The 23,427-nt window shown below is 70.6% G+C and carries 22 protein-coding genes and 2 tRNA genes; 13 read left to right on the forward strand and 11 right to left on the reverse strand.

Annotation, left to right across the window (positions count from 1 at the left end; all coding sequences use genetic code 11):
- Positions 1–8: 8 nt before the first annotated feature.
- Positions 9–824, reverse strand: a complete 816-nt coding sequence (locus AC068B_RS06500) for an SOS response-associated peptidase (RefSeq protein WP_478669464.1) — start codon at positions 822–824, stop codon at positions 9–11.
- Between the two features lie 61 nt (positions 825–885).
- Here AC068B_RS06500 and AC068B_RS06505 point away from each other — a divergent pair, with 61 nt between their 5' ends.
- The 4 genes from AC068B_RS06505 (at position 886) to AC068B_RS06520 (ending at position 4,450) form a co-directional block, all read left to right on the forward strand.
- Positions 886–1,608: a M50 family metallopeptidase gene (locus AC068B_RS06505; RefSeq protein ID WP_356256161.1), complete on the forward strand. Its 723-nt coding sequence runs from the start codon at positions 886–888 to the stop codon at positions 1,606–1,608.
- Positions 1,609–1,640: 32 nt separating this feature from the next.
- Positions 1,641–2,987, forward strand: coding sequence for a 3-phosphoshikimate 1-carboxyvinyltransferase (gene aroA, locus AC068B_RS06510; RefSeq protein WP_478669465.1), 1,347 nt, complete (start codon positions 1,641–1,643; stop codon positions 2,985–2,987).
- 17 nt (positions 2,988–3,004) lie between these two features.
- Positions 3,005–4,015, forward strand: coding sequence for a ribosome small subunit-dependent GTPase A (gene rsgA / locus AC068B_RS06515; RefSeq protein WP_478669466.1), 1,011 nt, complete (start codon positions 3,005–3,007; stop codon positions 4,013–4,015).
- A gap of 111 nt (positions 4,016–4,126) precedes the next feature.
- Positions 4,127–4,450 (forward strand): DMT family transporter, encoded by a 324-nt coding sequence (locus AC068B_RS06520; protein WP_356256153.1) that lies wholly within the window; start codon positions 4,127–4,129, stop codon positions 4,448–4,450.
- 35 nt (positions 4,451–4,485) lie between these two features.
- Here AC068B_RS06520 and AC068B_RS06525 read toward each other — a convergent pair whose 3' ends face one another.
- The gene (locus tag AC068B_RS06525) at positions 4,486–5,091 is read right to left on the reverse strand and encodes a TetR/AcrR family transcriptional regulator (RefSeq protein ID WP_356256150.1); all 606 of its coding nucleotides are present in this window, start codon (positions 5,089–5,091) and stop codon (positions 4,486–4,488) included.
- Positions 5,092–5,240: 149 nt separating this feature from the next.
- Between AC068B_RS06525 and hisN the strand changes: the two genes are divergently transcribed.
- Together hisN and AC068B_RS06535 are read left to right on the forward strand one after the other, a co-directional pair.
- Positions 5,241–6,041 carry a histidinol-phosphatase gene (gene hisN / locus AC068B_RS06530; protein WP_468556820.1) on the forward strand — a complete coding sequence of 267 codons (801 nt, stop codon included), beginning with the start codon at positions 5,241–5,243 and terminating at the stop codon, positions 6,039–6,041.
- 192 nt (positions 6,042–6,233) lie between these two features.
- Complete coding sequence (locus tag AC068B_RS06535) at positions 6,234–6,638, forward strand: CBS domain-containing protein (protein WP_478669468.1); 405 nt, start codon at positions 6,234–6,236, stop codon at positions 6,636–6,638.
- A 67-nt stretch (positions 6,639–6,705) separates the two neighbouring features.
- Here AC068B_RS06535 and AC068B_RS06540 read toward each other — a convergent pair whose 3' ends face one another.
- A complete protein-coding gene (locus AC068B_RS06540) occupies positions 6,706–8,175 on the reverse strand; it encodes a catalase (RefSeq protein WP_478669470.1) in 1,470 nt (489 codons plus the stop codon).
- A 125-nt stretch (positions 8,176–8,300) separates the two neighbouring features.
- On the opposite strand from AC068B_RS06540, the gene AC068B_RS06545 reads away from it, so the two are divergent.
- The 4 genes from AC068B_RS06545 (at position 8,301) to AC068B_RS06560 (ending at position 11,814) form a co-directional block, all read left to right on the forward strand.
- Positions 8,301–8,717, forward strand: a complete 417-nt coding sequence (locus AC068B_RS06545; RefSeq protein WP_478669471.1) for a Fur family transcriptional regulator — start codon at positions 8,301–8,303, stop codon at positions 8,715–8,717.
- Positions 8,718–8,915: 198 nt separating this feature from the next.
- Complete coding sequence (locus AC068B_RS06550) at positions 8,916–9,728, forward strand: ABC transporter ATP-binding protein (protein WP_478669473.1); 813 nt, start codon at positions 8,916–8,918, stop codon at positions 9,726–9,728.
- Positions 9,725–10,639, forward strand: a complete 915-nt coding sequence (locus AC068B_RS06555) for an ABC transporter permease (protein ID WP_478669474.1) — start codon at positions 9,725–9,727, stop codon at positions 10,637–10,639. Before AC068B_RS06550 ends, AC068B_RS06555 begins: the two co-directional genes overlap by 4 nt.
- A 23-nt stretch (positions 10,640–10,662) precedes the next feature.
- The gene (locus AC068B_RS06560; RefSeq protein ID WP_478670252.1) at positions 10,663–11,814 is read left to right on the forward strand and encodes an ABC transporter substrate-binding protein; all 1,152 of its coding nucleotides are present in this window, start codon (positions 10,663–10,665) and stop codon (positions 11,812–11,814) included.
- 44 nt (positions 11,815–11,858) lie between these two features.
- Here AC068B_RS06560 and AC068B_RS06565 read toward each other — a convergent pair.
- From AC068B_RS06565 to AC068B_RS06580, 4 genes are all read right to left on the reverse strand, one after another.
- Positions 11,859–11,932 (reverse strand) — tRNA-Met (locus AC068B_RS06565).
- 101 nt (positions 11,933–12,033) lie between these two features.
- Positions 12,034–13,890, reverse strand: a complete 1,857-nt coding sequence (locus AC068B_RS06570; protein ID WP_478669476.1) for a tetratricopeptide repeat protein — start codon at positions 13,888–13,890, stop codon at positions 12,034–12,036.
- 226 nt (positions 13,891–14,116) lie between these two features.
- Positions 14,117–14,190 (reverse strand) — tRNA-Met (locus tag AC068B_RS06575).
- A gap of 50 nt (positions 14,191–14,240) precedes the next feature.
- Entirely contained in the window at positions 14,241–17,216 is a 2,976-nt protein-coding gene (locus tag AC068B_RS06580) for a UPF0182 family membrane protein (RefSeq protein ID WP_478670255.1), read from the reverse strand.
- A 148-nt stretch (positions 17,217–17,364) separates the two neighbouring features.
- Here AC068B_RS06580 and AC068B_RS06585 point away from each other — a divergent pair, with 148 nt between their 5' ends.
- Entirely contained in the window at positions 17,365–17,904 is a 540-nt protein-coding gene (locus AC068B_RS06585; RefSeq protein WP_356256128.1) for a PPA1309 family protein, read from the forward strand.
- A gap of 83 nt (positions 17,905–17,987) precedes the next feature.
- On the opposite strand, the gene AC068B_RS06590 is transcribed toward AC068B_RS06585, so the two are convergent.
- The 4 genes from AC068B_RS06590 to AC068B_RS06605 form a co-directional block, all read right to left on the reverse strand.
- Complete coding sequence (locus tag AC068B_RS06590) at positions 17,988–19,079, reverse strand: YlbL family protein (RefSeq protein WP_478669477.1); 1,092 nt, start codon at positions 19,077–19,079, stop codon at positions 17,988–17,990.
- An 83-nt stretch (positions 19,080–19,162) separates the two neighbouring features.
- Positions 19,163–19,333 carry a hypothetical protein gene (locus AC068B_RS06595; RefSeq protein WP_356256124.1) on the reverse strand — a complete coding sequence of 57 codons (171 nt, stop codon included), beginning with the start codon at positions 19,331–19,333 and terminating at the stop codon, positions 19,163–19,165.
- Between the two features lie 140 nt (positions 19,334–19,473).
- Entirely contained in the window at positions 19,474–19,938 is a 465-nt protein-coding gene (locus AC068B_RS06600) for a molybdenum cofactor biosynthesis protein MoaE (RefSeq protein WP_468556801.1), read from the reverse strand.
- A gap of 103 nt (positions 19,939–20,041) precedes the next feature.
- Complete coding sequence (locus AC068B_RS06605) at positions 20,042–21,154, reverse strand: SDR family oxidoreductase (protein WP_478669479.1); 1,113 nt, start codon at positions 21,152–21,154, stop codon at positions 20,042–20,044.
- A 191-nt stretch (positions 21,155–21,345) separates the two neighbouring features.
- Here AC068B_RS06605 and AC068B_RS06610 point away from each other — a divergent pair, with 191 nt between their 5' ends.
- Complete coding sequence (locus AC068B_RS06610; RefSeq protein ID WP_478669480.1) at positions 21,346–22,812, forward strand: zinc-dependent metalloprotease; 1,467 nt, start codon at positions 21,346–21,348, stop codon at positions 22,810–22,812.
- Complete coding sequence (locus tag AC068B_RS06615; protein WP_478669481.1) at positions 22,809–23,333, forward strand: NUDIX hydrolase; 525 nt, start codon at positions 22,809–22,811, stop codon at positions 23,331–23,333. The genes AC068B_RS06610 and AC068B_RS06615 overlap by 4 nt, the downstream gene beginning before the upstream one ends.
- Positions 23,334–23,427 lie beyond the last annotated feature (94 nt).

Below are 23,427 nucleotides of genomic sequence, written 5' to 3' on the forward strand. Positions count from 1 at the left end.
GCAGGGTGTCAGAAGAGCGTGCCTTCTTCGGGACCCTCCAGCTCCTTCAGGAGCTCCGGTCCGTTGTTGCGTACGTTGCTGACGGCGGTGGACACCGGATAGGCCCGCATCAGACCCTGCGGCGGCGGCTCCAGGAGGCCGCGCAGGTCCTCGACGTCGGTGCGGGACGGGTCGAGCCAGGCGTCCCAGCGCTCCGGCGTCAGCATGAGCGGCATGCGCGGGTGGATCTCGGCGAGCGTGCCGGGGCCCTCGTCGGGGGCGACCGCGAGGGGCGTGGTCTCCGCCTCCGTGGTGATCACCGTGCACGTCACCCACCAGGCGAGGGGGTGCTCGTCGGGCAGGGTCTTGTCCCGCCAGAACTCGTAGAGCCCCGCCATGGCGAAGACCGAGCCGTCGGCGGGCGTCACGAAGTAAGGCTGCTTGCGCGGCCGCTTCTTCTTGCCCTCGACCTCCAGCTGCCGCTCATCGGGGGCGGTCACCCACTCGTAATAGCCGTCGGCCGGGATGACACAGCGGCGGGAGGTGAAGGCGCGGCGGTAGGAGGGCTTCTCGTGGACGGTCTCCGCGCGGGCGTTGATCATCCGCGCGCCGCCCTCGGGCGTCTTGGACCAGGAGGGCACGAGGCCCCACTTCAGCGTGCGCAGCTGGCGAACCGGAGCGGGGTCCTCGGCGTCTTTGAGAGGGCGGTCGAGGACCGCGTAGACCTCTTTCGTCGGCGCCACGTTGAAATCGGGAGCCAGGGCCTCCGCGGAATCCCACTTCTCGATCTCGAAGACGCCCGCGAGATCCTCGGGCCCACGACTGGATGCATACCGTCCGCACATACGTGCCAGACTGCCAGACCCCGTACAACCAGAGGAGCCGGTCCAGACAATGGCCCACGGAATGGAAAGCACCGCCAACGCCAGCCTGACCGACCTCTGGGACCGCGTCTTCGGCACACAGGCCGCGCCCGAGCAGTGGCTGGTGATCGCGGCGGGCGTCGTCGCCCTGGCGGTCGTCGTCCCGCACAACATATGGCGCCTCGCCCGCAACGCCATCACCATCGCGCACGAGGGCGGCCACGGTCTGGTCGCCCTGCTCACCGGGCGGCGCCTCGACGGCATCCGGCTCCACTCGGACACCTCGGGCCTCACCGTCTCGCGCGGCAAGCCCACCGGGCTCGGCATGATCCTCACCGCGGCCGCCGGGTACACCGCGCCCCCGCTCCTCGGCCTCGGCGGCGCGGCGCTGCTCGACTCGGGGCGCATCACGGCGTTCCTGTGGATCGCGACCGCCCTGCTCGTCGTGATGCTGGTGATGATCCGCAACGCGTACGGCGCCCTGACGGTGATCCTCACCGGCGGCACGTTCCTGATCGTCTCCTGGCTGGCCAATACGGACGTGCAGGCGGCGTTCGCGTACGCGGTGGTGTGGTTCCTGCTCCTGGGCGGCGTACGTCCCGCCTTCGAGCTGCAGTCCAAGCGCAGGCGCGGGGGCGCGGGCGACTCGGACGCGGACCAGCTCTCGCGGCTCACGCACGTCCCGGCGGGGATGTGGCTCTTCCTCTTCCACGCCGTCTCGCTCTGCTCCCTGATGGGCGGGGCCCGCTGGCTCCTTGACGTCTGAGCGGCGTCCCTGCCAGCCACTAAAGTGAGGGCATGACCGAAACCCCGGCGCACACCGCCCTCTGGCCCGCCCCGCACGCAAGCGGAGCCGTCACCGCGACGGTCCACGTCCCCGGTTCGAAATCGGTCACCAACCGGGCGCTGGTCCTGGCCGCGCTGGCCGCCGAGCCCGGCTGGCTGCGCCGCCCGCTGCGCTCCCGCGACACGCTGCTGATGGCGGGCGCCCTGCGCGCGATGGGCGTCGGCATCGAGGAGACGGTGTCGTCGAGCTCCTCCGTCGCGGGCGGTCAGAACGGCACCGGCGAGGCATGGCGCGTGATCCCCTCGGGCCTGCACGGCCCGGCCACGGTCGACGTCGGCAACGCGGGCACGGTCATGCGCTTCCTGCCGCCGGTCGCCGCCCTCGCCGACGGCCCCATCCACTTCGACGGCGACCCCCGTTCGTACGAGCGCCCCCTGCACGGCGTCATCGACGCGCTGCGCGTGCTCGGCGCCCGCATCGACGACACGCAGGGCAGCCCCGGCGCGCTGCCGCTGACCGTGCACGGCGGCGGCGCCCTGGAAGGCGGCCGGGTCGAGATCGACGCCTCGTCGTCCTCCCAGTTCGTGAGCGCCCTGCTGCTCTCGGGTCCCGGCTTCAACCAGGGCGTGGAGGTCCGGCACGTGGGCGGCGCCCTGCCGTCCATGCCGCACATCCGGATGACCGTCGACATGCTGCGCTCGGTCGGCGCCCAGGTCGACACCCCCGAGGCGGGCGGCGAGCCGAACGTGTGGCGGGTCGCCCCCGGCGCCCTGCTCGGCCGCGATCTGACCGTCGAGCCCGACCTGTCGAACGCCCAGCCGTTCCTGGCCGCCGCCCTGATCACCGGCGGCACGGTCACGATCCCCGACTGGCCCGCGCACACCACGCAGCCCGGCGACGCACTGCGCGAGATCTTCACCGAGATGGGCGGCTCCTGCGAGCTGACCGAGCAGGGCCTGGTGTTCACCGGGTCGGGCTCGGTCCACGGCATCGACGTGGACCTGAGCGAGGTCGGCGAGCTCACCCCCGGCATCGCGGCGGTCGCGGCCCTCGCCGACTCCCCCTCGACGCTGCGCGGCGTCGCCCATCTGCGCCTGCACGAGACGGACCGACTCGCCGCGCTCACCAAGGAGATCAACGAGCTGGGCGGTGACGTCACCGAGACCGCCGACGGCCTGCACATCCGGCCGCGGCGGCTGCACGGCGGCATCTTCCACACGTACGACGACCACCGCATGGCGACCGCGGGCGCGATCATCGGCCTCGCGGTGGACGGCGTGCAGATCGAGAACGTCGCGACGACGGCGAAGACGCTCCCGGACTTCCCCGAGCTCTGGACCGGAATGCTCGGGAACTGACGGGCGGATCGAGAACCATGCGTCGCTACGGCAAGAACCCCGACGAGGACGACATCCGCGTCCGCCCCAACCGCAAGGGCAACCGCCCCCGCACCCACATCAGGCCCAAGCACGAGGACGCGGCCGAGGGAATGGTCCTCACCGTCGACCGAGGGCGTCTCACCGTCCTGGTCGACGACCGCATCGTGATGGCGATGAAGGCCCGCGAGCTGGGCCGCAAGGCCGCCGTGGTGGGTGACAGGGTCTCGGTCGTCGGGGACCTGTCCGGCAAGAAGGACACCCTCGCGCGGATCGTGCGGATCTCGGAGCGCTCGTCCGTCCTGCGGCGCACCGCCGACGACGACGACCCGTACGAGCGGGTGGTCGTCGCCAACGCCGACCAGCTCGCCATCGTCACGGCCCTCGCCGACCCCGAGCCGCGGCCGCGGCTGATCGACCGGTGCGTCGTGGCGGCGTACGACGGCGGTCTGGAGCCGATCCTCGTACTCACCAAGTCGGACCTGGCCTCCGCCGACAAGCTCCTGGAGACGTACGCCGCCCTCGACATCCCCTATGTGGTCACCAGCCGCGAGGAGTTCACCGACGGCGCGGAGCTCGCGCGCGTCCACGAGCTGCTCGACGGCAAGGTCACCGCCTTCGTCGGGCACTCCGGGGTGGGCAAGACGACGCTCGTCAACGCGCTCGTACCGGAGGAGCGGCGGCGTACGACCGGGCATGTCAACGCGGTCACGGGCCGCGGCAGGCACACCACCACCTCCGCCCTCGCGCTCCCCCTGGAGGGCTCCGGCGGCTGGGTGATCGACACCCCCGGCGTTCGCTCGTTCGGGCTCCACCACGTGGATCCGTCCCGCGTCATCCTGGCCTTCCCCGACCTGGAGCCGGGGACGGCGGAGTGCCCGCGCGGCTGCAGCCACGACGAGAAGGACTGCGCGCTGGACGCCTGGGTGGCCGAGGGGCACGCGGATCCGTCCCGCCTCTACTCCCTGCGCAGGCTGCTCGCCACGCGGGAGCGGCGCGAGGGCGACTGACCTCTTCGGTGTTTGGGCCGGGACGGCAAAGGTAAATGCATAATCGCACCAAGCCGGATTCAAGCCAGACGAAGCGGCCGCGGGACGTGGGCGAGTACGGGAGGCAAGGACATGGCGTGGCTGCTGGTCATCGTCGCGGGGATCCTCGAGACCGGCTTCGCCGTCTGTCTCAAGCTGTCGCACGGCTTCACCAGGCTCTGGCCCACGATCGCGTTCGCCTGCTTCGCCCTCGGCAGCTTCGGTCTGCTGACGCTCGCGCTGCGGAAGCTGGACGTGGGGCCCGCGTACGCGGTCTGGACGGGCATCGGGGCCGCGGGCACCGCCATCTACGGCATGGTCTTCCTCGGTGACCTGGTCTCCACGCTCAAGCTCGTCTCCATCTCCTTCGTCGTCATCGGCGTGATCGGACTGCAGCTGTCCGGCTCCGCGCACTGAGCTGCACCTTCTGACGTACGCCTCTGTGGCGGCCGCTATTTGGCGGCCACCCAGCGCCCGATGGCCCCGCGGACCAGCTCCGCGGGGTCGTCGCCGTTTCCGGCGGGTGCGACGACGTAGGACAGGGCGAGGCGGACCGCGCTCTCGCAGGCACGGGCGAGGTCGGGGTCCCTGACCCGGCCCCGGCCGCCGAGCGCCAGCACCGTCCGGTCCCGCACGAGGGCGAGCAGCTCCCCCGCCGAGGGCACCCCCGCGTCCGCGCGGCGCTGTGCGGGCACCGACGAGGTGGACCCGGCGGCCCGGCTCGGCGCGGGCAGCCGCTCGCTCCAGCAGCCGGTGAGGGCGGCCCGCACGAGCACGTTGGTGCGGGCGGCGCCCACCGTCCACGCGGCCACGGCGGCAAGCCGGTCGGCGGGCTCGCGCTCCTCGGCGAGGGCGCGCTCGACACCGTGCAGATAGCCGTCGGTCTCGCGCCGCAGCAGGGCGCGGGCGAGGCCGTCCTTGCTGCCGAACTCGTTGTAGAGGGTCTGCCGGGACACCCCGGCGGTGGCCGCCACATCGACCATGCGGACGCCGGGCCACGGCCGTCGTGCGAGCGCTGTGTACGCCGCGTCCAATAAGGATTCCCGTGCTGCAGGCATCGTCGCCTCCGGGTCAGAGCGGCTCCCGTGCCAGAGTTGACGCGCTCAGCAGCACTGTCAATAGCTCCGGCAGCATGTCGAGCATGTCAACGGTGGGCGGGCGACACGGGGCTGTGGATCGCGTCGATCGAGATCGATACTGTTCTTCCATGTCCGACTACCACGATGATCTGCGTCTCGCCCACGTCCTCGCCGACGCCGCCGACGCCGCGACCATGGACCGGTTCAAGGCCCTCGACCTGAAGGTCGAGACCAAGCCGGACATGACGCCGGTGAGCGAGGCCGACAAGGCCGCCGAGGAGCTGATCCGTGGCAACCTCCAGCGGGCCAGGCCGCGCGACGCGATCCTCGGCGAGGAGTACGGCGTCGAGGGCACGGGACCGCGCCGCTGGGTGATCGACCCGATCGACGGCACCAAGAACTACGTACGCGGTGTGCCGGTGTGGGCCACCCTGATCTCCCTGACGGAAGCGGGCGAGGGCGGCTATCAGCCGGTGGTGGGCGTCGTCTCGGCGCCCGCGCTCGGCCGTCGCTGGTGGGCGGCGAAGGGCGGCGGCGCCTACACGGGCCGTTCCCTCACCTCCGCGACGCGGCTCCAGGTCTCCAAGGTCTCGCGGCTCTCGGACGCCTCGCTGGCGTACTCCTCGCTCTCCGGCTGGGAGGAGCAGGGCCGTCTCGACGGCTTCCTCGACCTCACGCGGTCCGTCTGGCGCACGCGCGGCTACGGCGACTTCTGGCCGTACATGATGGTCGCCGAGGGCTCGGTCGACATCTGCGCGGAGCCGGAGCTCTCGCTCTGGGACATGGCGGCGACCGCGATCGTGGTGGCGGAGGCGGGCGGCACCTTCACCGGCCTGGACGGCAGGCCGGGTCCGCACAGCGGCAACGCGGCGGCGTCGAACGGCCTGCTCCACGACGAGCTGCTCGGTTACCTGAACCAGCGCTACTAGAACTGGCGCGCTACTGCCAGAAAGCGCCGGACCCGAACTGACCGCACGCGCCCCCTTGCTGGCCCCCTGCATGGCTGCGACTCTATGAGTCCCCCCACTTGTGAACTTGTGAATCCGTTCTCCAGCAGGTAGCGGAGGCAATCCTTCGCCCACCGGGGGGCCTCGGTTTCACCAAGGAGGTGGCTCACGCCCATGCTCGTCCGCGACGCCATGAGCTCGGTGGTACTCACCATCGGCCCCACCCACACCCTCCGGCAGGCGGCCCGGCTGATGGCGGCCCGCCGCGTCGGCGCCGCCGTCGTCCTGGACCCCGACACCTGTGGCCTCGGCATCCTCACCGAGCGCGACATCCTCAACTCACTGGGCCTCGGCCAGAACCCCGACCTGGAGACGGCAGGCACCCACACGACGACGGAGGTCGTCTTCGCCACACCGTCCTGGACGCTGGAGGACGCCGCCGACGCCATGGCGCACGGCGGCTTCCGGCACCTGGTCGTCATGGACGGCGGCGAACCGGCAGGCATCGTCTCCGTCCGCGACATCATCCGCAGCTGGGCCCCGTCACGACGCGCCGCGGCGACCACGATGGCGGGGTGAGACGCGGCGGCGGGCCGGTCCCCCCGAGGGAACCGGCCCGCCGCTCTCCTACGACAAGTGGTGCTGGTCAGCCGCGCAGGGCCTGGACCGCGGCTTCCAGCCGCTTGCCGAAGTCACCGTCGGCCTGACGGAAGTTGTTGATCGCGCGCTCCGCGATGTCGTCGCGCGAGACCTTGGAGATGAAGCCCGCCAGGTTCTCGACCAGGCGGCCCTTCTCGTCCTCCGACATCAGCCGGTAGAGGGTGCCCGCCTGCACGAAGTCGTTGTCCTCGGCGTGCGAGGGCGCCTCGTGGTTGCCGGTGCCGCCCGTGACCGGGACGGACTGCCACAGCGGCCGGTCCGTCTGGAAGGGGCCGCCGAAGCTGTTCGGCTCGTAGTTCTTCGCGCCCTTGTGGCGGCCGTCGTACAGGTAGCCGTCGCGGGAGTTGGTGCGCGCCTCGGTGGCGTGCGGGCGGTTCACCGGCAGGTGGTCGGCGTTGATGCCGACGCGGTAGCGGTGGGCGTCGCCGTAGGCGAAGAGGCGGCCCTGGAGCATCTTGTCCGGGGACGGGCCGATGCCGGGAACGAAGTGCGCGGGCGAGAAGATGCTCTGCTCGACCTCGGCGAAGATGTTCTCCGGGTTGCGGTTGAGCTCCAGCTTGCCGATCTCGATCGGCGGGTAGTCCTCGTGCGGCCACACCTTGGTGAGGTCGAACGGGTTGAAGCGGTACTCGGCCGCCTCGGCCGCGGGCATGATCTGCACCTGCACGGTCCAGGACGGGAACTCGCCGCGCTCGATGGCCTCGCGCAGGTCGCGCTGGTGGGAGTCGGGGTCCTCACCGGCGAGCTTGTCGGCCTCGCTCTGGGTGAGGTTCTTGATGCCCTGGTCGGTCTTGAAGTGGTACTTGACCCAGAAGACCTCACCGGCCTCGTTGTTCCACTGGTACGTGTGCGAGCCGTACCCGTTCATGTGGCGCAGCGTCGCCGGGATGCCGCGGTCGCCGAAGAGCCAGGTCACCTGGTGCGTGGACTCGGGGCTCAGGCCCCAGAAGTCCCACACGTTGTCGGCTTCCTGCGAGCCCGTGTACGGGTCGCGCTTCTGCGTGTGGATGAAGTCGGGGAACTTGATGGCGTCCTTGATGAAGAAGACGGGGGTGTTGTTCCCGACGAGGTCGTAGTTCCCCTCCTCCGTGTAGAACTTCAGCGCGAAGCCGCGCGGGTCGCGCACGGCGTCGGCCGAGCCGAGGTTGCCCGCCACGGTGGAGAAGCGCAGGAACGTCTCGGTCTGCTTGCCGACCTCGGAGAGGAACTTGGCCCGCGTCCACTGCGAGACGTCCCGGGTCAGGGTGAAGGTGCCGTACGCACCCGCGCCGCGCGCGTGGACGATCCGCTCTGGGATCCGCTCGCGGTTGAAGTGGGCGAGCTTCTCCAGCAGCGCCTGGTCCTGCACCAGGACCGGACCGCCTGCACCAGCGGTCTCGCTGTTCTGATTGTCGGCGACCGGCGCGCCGGCCTCCGTGGTGAGCGGTCCCTGCGTCACGTGCGCCTCCTGCGTCATACCTGCAAGTCCTGTCCTTGGCATCTGCCGTACTCGATCCTACGATGGACTTTGTCTAAGTCAAGTGAGCATCCAAAGTCACACCCGTTCGGGATTTAGGTCCCCCGCCTGTTAGGCTGGCTTGCATGAGTGACCTGTTGGAACGACTGCGCGGACGCGGTTGGCGCATGACGGCGCAGCGGCGAGTCGTGGCCGAGGTCCTCGACGGGGACCACGTCCACCTCACGGCGGACGAGGTGCACGCCCGCGCCACGGACAAGCTGCCCGAGATCTCCCGGGCGACGGTCTACAACACCCTGGGCGAGCTGGTGACCCTCGGCGAGATCCTCGAGGTCGCGACCGACCGCCGCGCCAAGCGGTACGACCCGAACGCGCACCGCCCCCACCAGCACCTGGTCTGCGCCCGCTGCGGCACGATCCGCGACGTGCACCCCACGGGCAACCCCCTGTCCGACCTCCCCGACTCGGAGCGCTTCGGCTTCATGGTCGAGGGCGTCGAGGTCACGTACCGGGGCGTGTGCCCGAGCTGCGCGGCCGCGTAAGCGTTTTTCCGTACGTCGAGCACTTTCCGTACGGCTCGAAGGGGTCCGGCGCCGAGAACGGTGCCGGGCCCCTTCGGCATGCCGCGGGCGACGGCGAGTCTCGGCCACGGCACACCCCTCGCACCCCTTCCATGATCTGACGGCCCGTCATATTCTCTGCGGCGCCCGACATCCGCCTGCCCTCCGCAAGGAGAAGCCGTGGGAGATCCGCACCCGTCACACCCGCCGAGCCCTCCGACCCCGCCCCACCCCAAACTCCATGCCCGCGCAGTCACCAGAACCTTCGGCCGGGCCGCCGGGGCGGTGCACGCCCTCGGCCCCATCGACCTGGACATCGCCCCCGGCGAGTTCACCTGCATCGTCGGCCCATCGGGCTGCGGAAAGTCGACCCTCCTGCGCATCGCCGCGGGCCTGCTGCGCCCCAGCTCCGGTGAGCTGAGCATCCGCACGGCCGCCCAGCGGCCCGTCGCGATGATCTTCCAGGACTACGGCATCTACGACTGGAAGACCGTGCAGGCCAACGTGCGGTTCGGCCTGGACATCCAGCGCGTCCCCCGCAGAGAGGCCAACGCCCGGGCCAAGGACTGGCTGACCCGCATGGGACTCGCCGAGTTCGCCGGGGCCTATCCCGCAGCCCTCTCCGGAGGCATGCGCCAGCGCGTCGCGATCGCCCGCGCCCTGGCGGTGGAGCCCGAGGTCCTCCTGATGGATGAGCCCTTCGCGGCCCTCGACGCCCAGCTCCGCACCATCCTTCAGGATGAGCTGCTCACCCTCACGCAGACCACCCGGACCACGACCCTGTTCATCACGCACAGTCTCGAAGAGGCGATCGTCCTTGGCGACCGCGTCCTGGTGATGTCGGCCAGGCCCGGCCGCTTCATCGCCGAGCGCCGCCCGCCGTTCCCGCGTCCCCGCAGCGGAGAGGTCCGGGCGGCCCTCGAGTTCACCGCGCTCAAGAGCGAGCTGTGGGAACTGCTGCGGGCCGAGGTCGGCACGGAGGCGGCGGCATGACCACCACTACCGGCAAGAGCCCATCCCCGCAGGACGCCTCTGGGGGCGGGGAGTACTCGGGGGCCGCCTCCCGAGAGGACGTACTGGTCAGAAGGCCGGGCCCGCAGGAACTGCACCCCGTCCGCACCCATCGCCGCCGCCGCGCCCTGGAGCTGTCGCTCGCCGTCGGCGTGCCCGCCGCCCTGGTCCTGCTCTGGCAACTGGCCGCCGTCCAGGGCTGGATCGACGACCGCGTCTATCCCGCGCCGCAGACGATCCTGGAGGACGGCTGGCACCGGGCCGCCGACGGCGAGCTCTGGCCGGACGTGTGGGCCACGCTGAAGCGCGTGCTCGCCGGATACGCGATCGGCACGGTCGCCGGTTACGCGCTCGGCCTCCTGATGGGCTCCCTCTCCGTCGTACGAGCCGCACTGGAGCCCACGCTCGACGCCCTGTACGTCGTCCCCAAGCTGGCGCTCCTGCCGGTCTTCCTCAACATGTTCGGCCTCGGCGAGGGCCCGCAGATCGCGCTCGTCGTCGCCACGGTCTTCTTCTTCGTCTGGATCTCCACGATGGCGGCGGTCCTCGCCGTCCCTTCCGGACACCGCGACGCGGGCCAGGTCTTCGGCGCCTCGCCCTGGCAGATGTTCCGCCACGTACTGCTGCCCGCGTCCCTGCCCGCCGTCCTGGTCGGCGCGCGGATCGCCGCGGGGGTCGCGGTTCTCGTGATCGTCGCCTCGGAGCAGATCGCGGCGGCCGACGGCCTCGGACACCTCATCTTCGACTCGCGCGCGCTCTTCCAGAACGACGTGATGTTCGTCGGCATCGTGTGCGTCGCGGTGCTCGGCGTCGTCTTCTCCGAACTGGTGCGGATCGCGGGCCGGTTCCTGACGCCGTGGGCCCCGCGGGACCGGGGCAGGAGCCAGTCGTGACCAAGCTGCCCCCGGGAGGCCCCATGCGTACCCGCACCACCGCTCTCGCTCTGCTCATGGCGGGCTCGCTGCTCGCGGCGGCGGGCTGCGCCAAGGAGGACGACGCGCCGCCCGCCGAACCCACGAAGCCCCGCGCCGTCAGCCCGGTGGCAGGCTGCGGCAAGGGAAGCTGGACCGACCCCGCCGACCTCGCCCCCGACCGCGAACCGGCGCGCTGCGACCCGGGCACCCCGGCGCCCGAGCCGCTCCGCGAGAAGCGCGAGCTCACCATCGCGACCGGCACCCTGAGCGCCGAATACGCGGCGCCCCTCCAGATGGCCGTGGAGAAGGGCGAGTTCAAGAAGGAAGGCCTGGACGTCGCCCTGAAGGTGCTGCCCACCCCCGACGCGCTCCCGCTCCTCGCCAAGGGCGACATCGACGCCCAGTGGGCCGCCCCGGAGGCCGCCGTGATGAACGGCATCACCAGCGGGTTCGACATCAAGTGGACGGCAGGCAACTTCTCCCCCGACCCCCGCTCCAAGAGCGGCCTGTGGGTGCGCCTGAAGAAGGGCGAGAGCGCGGACCGCGTCCCCATGGCGGGCCGCAGACTCGGCACGATGATCGGCAAGGGGTCCGTCATCGCGTACCCCATGGACAAGACGCTGGCGAAGCACGGCGGCGGGCTCGACGAGATCCAGTTCCAGCAGCTCGGCTCGGCGGACGTCCTCACCGCGCTCCAGAACGGCGGCACCGACTCGGCCTGGCTGCTCGATCCGGTGTGGCGCAAGGTCGACGGCGACAAGCGGTTCGCGTTCCTGGGCGGCCAGCCGCAGGCCGAACCGCTCGGCGGCCTCCTCTTCGGACCCAACCTCCTTAAGAAGGACCCCGATGCGGGCGTCGCACTGCTGCGCGCGTACATCAGGACGGTGAACACGTACTTCGCGGGCGACTACAAGGCCGACAAGGGCTTCGCGACGGAGCTCGCCAAGCTGCTCAGCACGGACAAGGAGGTCCTGCTGTCCACGCCGTCGCTCCGCATGGACTGGGAGATCCGCGCGGGCACGACGGACCGGCTGCAGGACGCGTACCGCGCGGCGGGCGTCTCCAAGGGCGACAAGGTGCCGGAGAAGAAGGCGGTGAACCGCACGCTGTACGAGGAAGCGGTGGGCCACAAACCGGCGGCGGGCCAGAAATGAATCGAGGGCCGGAAGCCAATCGGCTTCCGGCCCTCGACCGTCAGTAGCGGGGACAGGATTTGAACCTGCGACCTCTGGGTTATGAGCCCAGCGAGCTACCGAGCTGCTCCACCCCGCGTCGGTGAACACAACTCTACGTCAGCGCTACGACCAGCGCAAATCCGTTCCCCACGGTCGTCCGGGCACGCGCGGCAGGCGGCGCCCGGCGGGCGTCCGTGCCTACGCGGTGAGCTCCTGGTGCAGGGCCTCGCGCAAGCGCCCCGCACGCTCGGAGACCTCCGCGGGACCGAGATCGACCGCGCGCGAGGCCCACCGCTGCCCCTGCGCCAGCTGCCCGCGCCGGGCGTAGAGCAGAGCCAGCCGCAGCGCCGCCCGCCCGTGCCCCGCGTCGGCGGCCCGGGTCCACCACAGCGCGGCCTCCGGCTCGCTGCCCTCGCGGGCAAGCAGCAGCCCGAGGTTGAACGCGCCGTTGCGGCTGCCCGCCTCCGCGGCCTTGCGGTACCACCGCGCGGCCTCAACGACGTCGCCGCGGGCCGAGGCGAGCATGCCGACCCGGACCTGCGCGCGGCGGTGCCCCATCTCGGCCGCCCGCTCGTACCACTCCTCGCACTCGGTCTTCTCCGCCGCGGGCTCGCCGAGGACCGGCGGGCCCGCCGGGGGGCGACGCGCGTCGAGCACCGTCCCGAGGCGGTACGCCGCCTCGGCGCTGCCGCCGCCCGCCGCGCACCGCAGGTGCCGCTCGGCCTCCTGGTCGTCGCCCTCGCGCAGCCGCACGGTGCCGACCTGGAGCGCGGCGTCGGTGTGCCCGGCGGCCGCCGCACGCTCGTACCACCGCAGGGCCGCGGCCTCGTCGCCCCGGCTCGCGTAGAGGATCCCGAGGTTGAACGCGGCGTCGACGCTGCCCGCCTCCGCGGCCTTGGAGAACCACGGCTCGGCCCCGGCCGCGTCGCCGCCCTGGAGCAGCAGCACGGCGAGCGCGTTGGCCGCCTCGCGGTGTCCGGCGTACGCGGCGCGGCGGTACCACTGGTCGGCGTGCGCGGTGCGGCCCTGCTCGGCGCAGAGCAGGCCGAGGTTGTACGCGCCGTTCACGTCGCCCGCGTCCATGGCGGCGCGGTACCAGCGCTCGGCGGTCTGCGTCTCGCCCCGCTCGGCGTGCAGCGCGCCCAGCGCGTTCGCGGCGTTCCCGTCGCCGTCCTGGGCGGCCTTGAGCCACCACACGGCGGCGCTCTCCTCGTCGCCCGCGTCCCGGAGCAGGAACCCGAGGGCGCAGGCCGCCCTGGACTCCCCGTCCTTGGCGGAGTTGAGGTACCAGCGGCCTGCTTCCTTCAGCTCGCCGCGCCGCTCCAGGATCGCGCCGAGGTGCAGCGCGGCCCTGCGGTGACCGCGGGCGGCCGCCTGGCGGTACCACTGCTCGGCCTCGTCGGCGGGCGACCGCGCGGCGCCGTCGGAGCGGTCGGGGCGCGCGGGCGCGGCCGTGCGGTCGGTGCGGTCGGTGCGCTCGGCGCGTTCGGTGCGCTCCGTGGTGGCACGCCGGTCGAGCGCGCGTGCCAGGCGGTAGGCGGCCTCGCGGTGGCCGCGCTCGGCGGCGACCCGCAGCCAGCGCTCCGCGCCGACGTCGCCGCGGTGCTCCAGGAGGTCGGCGAGCGCGTACGCCCCGAGGGTGTGGCCCTGCTCGGCGGACTGGCGCAGCCAGTACTCGGCGGCGGGCTCGTCGCCGCGCTCGCGGTGGTGCCGTCCGAGCGCGTGCGCGGCGGCGGCGGACCCGGCGACGGCGGCGACCCGCCACCAGCCGGCCGCCTCGTCGGCGTACCCGCGCTGGTGCAGGAGGACTCCGAGGTTGTTGGCGGCGGCGCGGTCGCCCTCGGCGGTCGCCGCGCGCAGCAGAGATTCGGCACCGTCGAGATCACCGCGGCGCAGCAGAAGACTTCCGAGAACGCTCATCGCGTCCACGTCGCCGGCCTCGGCGGCCAGCCGGTGGCGCATCTCCTCGGCGGCCGCCCCGGGATCCTCCCGGTCGGCCGGCTGCACAAACCGCCCTGTCTCCAACAGAGTTGCCTTGTCCCCCATAACGTCCATCGTCGCACCACCTGCAACCTGGGTACATCCGGTATACCGCAGCCAGTGAGGTCACTTCAGCGTTTTGTCGACATGCCCACAGAGAGATAAGTCAAACACAGATCCCTCAACTCTCCCCCGCCTGAACACCGTTCGCGTGTGTTGGCATAGGCCTCCCGCACACGACAGGCACCGGCACACACGACGAAGGCCCGGATCCGTAAGGATCCGGGCCTTCACCTTGCAGTAGCGGGGACAGGATTTGAACCTGCGACCTCTGGGTTATGAGCCCAGCGAGCTACCGAGCTGCTCCACCCCGCGCCGTTGTGTTCAAACCGTACCACGGCGCGAGGGGGCTGCCCGACCACCCACTATCCGGTCTGATCCCCCTTCTGACCTGCGTCCTTGTCCGCTTCCTTGTCTGCGGCCTTGTCTGCGGCCTTGTCGGCGTTCTTGTCGGCGTTCTTGTCGGCGGCCTTGTCGCTCTTCTCGGTGGCCTTCTGTGAGGCCTCCTCGGCCCGCTCAAGGGCCTCCTGAAGGCGGTCCTGCGCCTCGCCGTACTTCTTCCAGTCGCCTTCCTTCATGGCCTTCTCGCCGTCCTCGAACGCCTTCTGGGCGTCGTCGAGCGCGGCCTGCACCGTCGGGTCGTTCGACTTAGGTGGCTTGGTCGTCCCGTCGCCGTCCTGGTCGCCCGGTGGCTTGGTGGCGCCCTCCGTACTGAAGACCTGGTTGAGGCCCTCACCGAGGGTGTCCGCGAAGGCGGTCTCCGTGCCGTACGACACGGCGACCTTCTTCAGAAGGGGATACGCCGACTTGCGTCCCTGTACGTAGACGGGTTCGACGTAAAGGAAGCCGTCGTCCAGTGGCACGGTCAGCAGATTGCCGTAGAGGACGTCGGAGTCGGCGCCCTTCATGTCACGGACGAAGTTGCCGACTTCCGTCATGGAGTTCAGCTTGTTCTGCACCTGTTCTGGTCCGTCGACGTCGCCCTGGACTCTGAGCAGCTGCATCTTGCCGTAGTTCTTGCTTCTGGCATCGGCGTCGACCGTCATGAACGCCCGTAGGTTGGGTCGCTCGCTCGGGGTGAACGTCGTCGTCAGGGAGAACTGCTGCTGCGCCTGTCCCGGTGACTTCAAGGACAGGTAGTACGGCGGGACCGCACTGTCGTCCTTCTTCGTCGGGTCGTTCGGCACCTGCCAGGCGTCACTCGCGTTGTAGAACTGGCCGGGGTCCGTGACGTGGTACTTCGTCAGCAGTTCGCGCTGCACCTTGAACATGTCCTGCGGATAGCGCAGGTGGTCCATGAGCTTCGGCGGGATCTCGCTCTTGTCCTTGACGGTGCCCGGGAACGCCTTCTTCCAGGTCTTCAGGACCGGGTCCTTGTCGTCCCAGGTGTAGAGCTTGACGTCACCGGTGTACGCGTCGACGGTCGCCTTCACCGAGTTCCGGATGTAGTTGACCTGGTTCTGCTGGGCGATCACCGTGCGCTGGCTGTCGGCCTGCGACAGGGAGTCCGCCGTGGTGTCGCCGAGCGTCGTCCGCGAGGCGTACGGATAGCCGTTGCTCGTCGTGTAGGCGTCGACGACCCACTGGATGCGGCCGTCGACCACCGTCGGATAGACGTCGCCGTCGATGGTCAACCAGGGGGCTACCGCCTCGACTCGCTCCTTGGGGGTGCGGTTGTACAGGATCCGCGACCCGTCGCCGATGGCTCCGGAGTAGAGGATCTGTGGCTCTCCGAAGGACACCGCGTACGCGGCGCGGTTGATCGGGTTGGAGAGGTTGACGCCGCTGTCGCCCTTGTAGCTGTACGTCTTCTGACCGCCGCCGTTCTCCTCGTAGTCGAGCTCCTTCTGGGGCCCGCCCACGATCGAGTACTGGCTGGTCTTCTCGCCGTAGTAGATCCGCTGCTCGTACTCACCGAGTTCACCGTTGGTCGGCAGGCCGGACTCGGTGAACGCCGGGGCGCCCTTGGAGCCCTTCTTCGTCTCCGTGCCCTTGGCGGCGACCATGCCGTAGCCGTGGGTGTAGGCGAAGTGGTCGTTGATCCAGTTCCGCTTGTCGAGCTTGTTCACGTCGATCTCGCGGAGGCCGACGATGGTGTCCTGGCCGTTGTACCGGTCCACGTCCAGCGTCTTCGGGAACTGGTAGTAGCTGCGCTCCTGCTCCAGCTGCTGGAAGGTCGGCGAGACGATGTTCGGGTCGTTCAGCCGGTAGTTGGCGGCCGTGTCCGCGTTCTCGCGCTTCTTCTTCGGGTCCTCGTCGACCCTGCCGCCGCCCTTGTACTCCTCGGGCTTCACGCCGTTGATGCCGTAGGCGTCGCGGGTGGCCTCGATGTTCTTCTCGATGTACGGGGCTTCCTTGGCCTGCTCGTTCGGCTGGACCTGGAACTTCTGGACGATCGCGGGGTAGAGCCCGCCGATGAGGATCGCCGAGAGCACCATGAGGCCGAAGCCGATCACCGGCAGCTGCCAGGTGCGCCGCCAGAGCGTCGCGAAGAAGAGGATCGCGCAGATGACGGCGATGCAGAACAGGATCGTCTTCGCGGGCAGGTACGCGTTCGCGTCGACGTACCGCAGGCCCGTCCAGTTACCGGTCGCCTTGAAGTCGCTGGACTTCACCGCGAGGCCGTACCGGTCGAGCCAGTACGCGATGGCCTTGAGCGACACGAAGACACCGAGCAACACCGAGAGGTGGCCGGTGGCCGCGGCGGTCGCGCGCGCGCCGGGGCTGGTGATCCGCAGCCCGCCGTACAGGTAGTGCGTCAGGGCGGCGGCGACCAGGGAGAGCACCGTGGCCGCGAAGCCGAAGCCGAGCAGGAAGCGGTACCAGGGCAGGTCGAACGCGAAGAACGACACGTCCATGTGGAACTGCGGGTCCTTCTGGCCGAAGGACACGCCGTTGACCCACAGGAGCCAGGTGCGCCACTGTCCCGCGGCGGATGCGCCCGCGATCAGCCCCACCAGAGCGGTGACTCCGATGAGCAGCCACTTCTTGTACGGGGCGATGCCCATGCGGTACCGGTCGAGGCTCTGCTGCTCCATCGACATGGCGCTCAGCGGCGGGCGCAGCCGGTGCGCCAGCCAGATGTTCACGCCGACTGCGGCCGCCATGAGGAGGCCGAAGACGAAGAACAGGCCGATCTTGGTCCACAGGGTCGTCGTGAAGACCGACGAATAGTGGACCGACCGATACCACAGCCAGTCCGTCCAGAACCCGGAGAACATGACGAAGGCCATGGCCAGTACGGCCAGCACCCCCAGTGTCATGAGCAGGGTCCGGACGCGCCGTGAGGGTCGGCCCACTCTGATCCGTGGCCCCGTCGGGCCTCCGCCGCGGTCCGGCATCTGGAAAGCCAAGGTGCGCACCTCGAAGTTCGCTGTTGATTCGCTGTTGGTCCGTCAGGCCCCCGAGATCGCGGACCCACACCTATGCAACTTACCTACGCTTTACTCGGTTCCCGTTTCTCGGGACTAACGAGGCAGGATTGTGACTATGTCCAACACTCCCATGGCAGCGAGCCCCCTCACTCGGGCGGTCCTCGAGATCGACGAGTACGTATCCGGCCTCGGCTGGGACCGGCCCGCCCGCCTCTTCGCGCTGGTCGACACGGCGCGACTGCGCACCCAGGAACCCGGCCTCGCCTCACAGCTCGGCCTCGACGACGGCGTGGAGCACGCCGGCTACACCCCCATCGAGCAGGAGGAGATTCCCGCGGGCAAGCCGCTGGACGAGTTCCTCGGCACCATCGCCTGGCCCGACGCGGTGACGGGCTGCGCCCTCACGGTGGAGCGCCTGATGCTGCCGCCGTCCGCCGAGGCGTCCGTCCCGGACGGCCTCAGTGAGTCGCAGCTCGCGAAGTGGGTGGCCGAGCACCCGGACCGCCAAGAGGTCCGCATGACGGTCGCGGTGCTCCGTGACGGTGCCCGCGAGTCCGCGCTGCGGCTGCGCGAGAAGGACTCGGCGACCGAGGTCCTCACCGGCTCGGACCTGGTGCCCGGCCTGGCCGAGGCGCTCGCGGCCACGTTCGCCTAGCGGTACGTCTTTTTCCGTTCAGTACGCGGGTGGGGCTTCCCCACCCGCGTACCGCTGTTTCGGGGCCGTCCGTCGGGCAGGCGCTAGCTCGCGCTGCACTTCGGCAGGTGGGCGGTGTCGCCCTTGCGGATCTTCTTCAGGGACTTCACGGCGTCGGCGATGGTGTCCACCTTGACGAGCTGCAGGCCGTCGGGGACGTCGCGCGCGGCGGCCGTGCAGTTGTCCTTCGGCGTGAGGAAGTACTCGGCGCCCTTCTCGCGCGCGCCGACGGTCTTCATCTCGATGCCGCCGATCGGGCCGACCTTGCCGTTGTCCTCGATGGTGCCGGTACCAGCCACGAAATTGCCGCCGGTGAGGTCGTCCGGGGTCAGCTTGTCGACGATCCCGAGTGCGAACATCAGACCGGCACTGGGGCCGCCGACGTCGGCCAGCTTGATGTCGATCGTGAACGGGAACGTGTGGTCGGTGCCCGCCTTGATGCCGACGACCGCATGCTTGGGGTCGCCCTCCGCGGCCTTCGTCGTGATCTTGATTTCCTCGGTCTCGGTCGCTTCCTTGCCCGCCTTCTCGGCGGCTGCCGCGGCCTTGACCGGGACGATCGTGAACGTGACGGGATCACCGGGCTTGCGCTGGGTGACGAGCTTCGCGACGTCCGTCATCTCCTTGACGGGCTTGCCGTCCACCTTCTTGATGACGTCGCCCGCGTGCAGCTTGCCCTCCGCCGGGTCGCCCTTGAAGACGGTGGAGACGATGACCTGGGACTTCACCTCGATGTCCAGCTGCCTGAGCGCCGCGACCTTGGCGCTCTCCTGGGACTGGCTGAACTCCTCGGCGTTCTCCTGGGAGGACTGCTGCTCGGTCTTGCCGTCCGGGTAGAGCGTGTCGTGCGGCACCACGATGTTGTCGTGGGCCAGCCAGCCGTAGACGGCCTCCGCGAGGTTCATGTTGTAGTCGGCGCTGGTGACCCTGACCGTCGTCATGTTGAGGTGACCGGTCGTGGGATAGGTCTTGCGTCCGGAGATCTGCAGCACCGGCTCGCCGTCGTGGTCACCGAGGGTGTTCACCGTGGGTCCGGGAGACATCTCCGAGTACGGCACTTTGATGAGGACTCCGGCGCAGAGCAGCGCGATCAGCATCAAGGTGGAGGCGAGCATCGTCGCGGTGCGGCGTGGCATGGAACGACAGTACGGGACCTGCCTGTGAGAGCACCCCCGGGGCCGGGCCGTACGGGGAGGTCACGTCCCGGCGCGGAACCCCGTTACGTCCCGGAGTGGGACTTCTCCATCGCCTCGCGGAACGCCGCGTAGCCGTTGAGTTCGGTGACGTCGCCCGTCCGTCCGGACTTGCGGGCCCGGGCGGCCCAGCTGCCCCAAAGACCCGCACCGACGGCAGCCAGGAGCGGAATCAGCAACCACGCGAGTGATGCCATGTCGACCTCCCGACCCCATGAGCCATCTCAACTGACAGATCAGCAGATTAACCATCCGCATGGTCAACGCTCACGGCAGGGGTCCGGTTACGCAACCGGAGCCGCACGGGTCAATCGCGCCCCAGGGGCCGGGCCTCGGCTCAACAGGCCCCGACCCACTCCTCCTTGCCGTCGGAGAAGCGCTGGTGCTTCCAGATCGGCACCTCGTGCTTGAGGTCGTCGATCAGCTTGCGGCAGGCGTCGAAGGCCTCCGCGCGGTGCGGGCAGGAGACGGCCACGACCACCGCGAGGTCCCCGACGGCGAGGTCCCCGACGCGGTGCACGGCGGCCAGGGCGCGCACGGGGTACTCGGCGACGACCTTCTCGGCCACCCGGCGCATCTCGGCCTCGGCGCTGGGGTGGGTCGAGTACCCCAGCTCGTCGACGTCCGCGCCGCCGTCGTGGTTGCGCACGGTCCCCACGAAGAGCGCCGTGCCACCTGCCGCGTCGTCGCCGACGGCCTGGAAGACCTCGTCCAGGGAGAGCGGGGTGTCACGGATCGCGAGCAGGCGGATCGGGTCCTGCGCGGCCTGCTCGCCGGGGTGGTCCATCGTGGTGCGTGCCATGCCGCCATGGTGCCGCACGGCACGCGCATCACGGAATAGACCTTTCCCCCGGCACGCGCGTGTCCCCCCTTGGAGCTCCCTACAGGCGGGGGCGCCGGGCGCCTCAGATCCTCCGGCGGGCCTTCCGCGCCCTGCGCACGACCGCCGCCGCGCCCAGCAGGGCGACCGTCGCGCCCGCCGCACCCGCGGCCGTCGCGTCCTTGCGTCCGAGCCGCCGACCGGCCACCGTGCGCCGCCCGGAGACCTCCTCAAGCAGTTCCGTGAGGACTTCCTCGTTGGTCCACTGCGGCCGCCATCCGGCGTCGTGCAGCCTGCTGACGCTGACCACCCAGGGGTACATCGTGTACGCCAGGTCACCGGCCGGTGACGGGGTGAGGCCGATGCGGTGCAGCCGGGCTGCGGCGCCGAGCGCGACCGCCGAGGGCAGCTCCATGCGCCGGATCCCGCTGAGCTCCTCGACCTCCTCCTGCTCGAGCCAGCCCTCGCAGCCGACGGCGAGCTCGCCTTCGACCTTCTCCAGGACGGCGTACTCCAGAGCGCTGCACAGGTCCTCGACGTGGCAGAACTGCCAGGCGGGCCGCGAGCCCGCGACGACCAGGAGCCGCGGCGACTCGAAGTAGCGCGTGAGGGCCGTGTCCGTGCCGCCGACCAGCGTCGCGGGCCGTACGACGGTGACGTTGAGGCCGGGGTGCGCGCGGGGCGCCCGGCGGGCGAGCCGCTCCACCTCCAGGAGGTCGCCGACGCCGGTGGCCTCGGCCGTGGCGCGCAATTCGGCGTCTTCGGAGAGGGGCAGTTCGTTGTCGGGCAGCGCTCCGTAGACCATCGCCGAGGTGCACAGCACGACGCGGTGGACGCCCGCGGCGGCGGCAGCGGTCAGGACGGTCTGGGTGCCGCGCACGTTGTACGCGGTGCGGGCCGCGCCGTCGGTCTCCAGGTCGAGATCGAGCGCCAGGTGCACCACGACGTCCGCGCCGCGCAGCTTCTCGGCGATGGCCGGGTCCCGCACGTCCAGGATGTGCCACTGGGCCTGCGAGCAGTCGCCCCTGCGCTCGTCGATGGCAATGACCTGCTTGATCGCCTCCGACGTGGCAAGGCGCTCGGTCAGCAGCGCGCCCACACCGGAGGCGGCGCCGGTGACGGCGACTACGGGCCCCCGGACGGGCGCCGGGGTTGACGGGTTTCGCGCTGCGCGAACCTGTGGATCTGGGGAACTCACCGGGCGTCTCCAGCGGTTGTCTTCAGTAGGTACGCGAATGACGCGTACGTACCAGGTGGCATCCATCCTGCCGCAGGCCACGAGTCGGCGAAGCACCGAGGCCCGATCCCGTCACGGTGTCTACGCTGGGTGGTGTTGTAGGGCAGCCGCCGTCGGAACGAAACCGGCGGCCTGACGAGCCGAGGAATCCCGTGAGTGACACCCCATTCGGATTCGGCCTTCCGCCGGAGGAGCCGGAAGACGGCGACGAGGGCAAGAAGAAGGAATCCCCTGGAGAGGGACAGCGCGGGGGACAGGGCGCAGGTGGACCCGCGAACCCGTTCGGTTTCGGGGGCTTCCCCGGAGCCGGCGGCGCCGGAGGCGGTGACAACCCGTTCGCCGCGATGTTCGGTTCCATGAACCCGAACGACCTGGGTGCCGCGTTCCAGCAGCTGGGCCAGATGCTCTCGTACGAGGGCGGCCCCGTGAACTGGGACATGGCCAAGGACATCGCGCGCCAGACCGTGTCGCAGGGCACGGCGGACGGCACCAAGGACGCCAGCGTCGGGCCGGCCGAGCGCTCCGCCGTGGAGGAGGCCGTGCGCCTGGCCGACCTGTGGCTCGACGACGCGACGTCGCTGCCTTCCGGGTCCGGCACGGCCGTGGCCTGGAGCAGGGCCGAGTGGGTCGAGGCGACCCTGCCGGTCTGGAAGGAGCTCGTCGACCCGGTCGCCGAGCGCGTCGGCCTGGCCATGGGCGATGTGCTGCCCGAGGAGATGCAGGCCATGGCGGGCCCGCTGATCGGCATGATGCGCTCCATGGGCGGCGCCATGTTCGGCCAGCAGATCGGCCAGGCCGTGGGCGTGCTCGCGGGCGAGGTCGTGGGCTCCACCGACATCGGCCTGCCGCTCGGCCCCGCGGGCAAGGCCGCGCTGCTCCCGGTGAACATCGAGGCCTTCGGCAAGGACCTGGGCGTCGACAAGAACGAGGTCAGGCTCTACCTGGCGCTGCGCGAGGCCGCCCACCAGCGGCTCTTCGCCCACGTCCCGTGGCTGCGCTCGCACCTGTTCGGCGCCGTCGAGGGCTATGCGCGCGGGATCAAGGTCGACACGGCCAAGTTGGAGGACGTGGTCGGCCAGCTCGACCCGCAGAACCCGGAGCAGCTGCAGGAAGCACTCCAGCAGGGCATGTTCCAGCCGGAGGACACCCCGGCCCAGAAGGCCGCTCTGGCCCGTCTGGAGACCGCTCTGGCGCTCGTCGAGGGCTGGGTGGACGCGGTGGTCCACGCCGCCGCCAAGCCGCGTCTGACGTCCGCCGACGCCCTTCGGGAGACGCTGCGCCGCCGCCGTGCGACGGGCGGCCCCGCGGAGCAGACGTTCGCCACGCTGATCGGCCTCGAGCTGCGCCCGCGCCGTCTGCGGGACGCCTCGCGCCTGTGGGCCTCGCTCACGGACGCGCGCGGTGTCGACGGCCGCGACGGCCTGTGGGAGCACCCGGACATGCTGCCGACGGCCTCCGACCTGGACGACCCGGACGGTTTCGTGCACCACGAGCAGCTGGACTTCTCCGAGCTGGACAAGATGCTCGGCGAGGCAGCGGGCGGCGGCTCCGCGAAGCCGGACCTCACCAAGGACGAGGGCGAAGAGGGCGAAGAGGGCAAGGACACCGACGGCAAGTGAGTCTGTACGACGACACGGTCCTCGCGCTCAAGGGGTACGAGGACCAGACCGTGCTGCGCCGGGCCTATCTGGACCACTTGGCCGCGCACGGCGACGGCGGCATGTGGAAGTCCTGCACGGACGGCCATGTGACGGCCAGTGCTCTGGTGGTCGACCCGTCCCGCGGACGCGTCCTGCTGACCCTGCACAAGAAGCTGCGGATGTGGCTTCAGATGGGCGGCCACTGCGAGCCGGGCGACCCGACGCTGACCGCCGCCGCGCTGCGCGAGGCCACCGAGGAGTCCGGTGTGCCCGGCCTGACGCTGCTCGCGGGCGGACCCGTCCGCCTGGACCGGCACCCGATCCCGGGGCCGTGCACACAGCACCTGGACGTGCAGTACGCCGCGCTCGCCCCGGCCGACGCGGTCGAGGCGATCAGCGACGAGTCACTGGACCTGCGCTGGTTCGCGTACGACGAGGTGGCGGGGGTGGCGGACGACTCGGTCGTACGACTGGTCGAGGCAACAAGGGCGCGCCTGTAGAACGGGCCCCTGAAAGGGCGCGGGGAACTGCGCGACCAGCCACAACCGGTCCGCAGTTCCCCACGCTCCTGTCACTGCTTCGGCACCCCGTGCG

Source organism: Streptomyces sp. NPDC042371 (assembly GCF_056437465.1).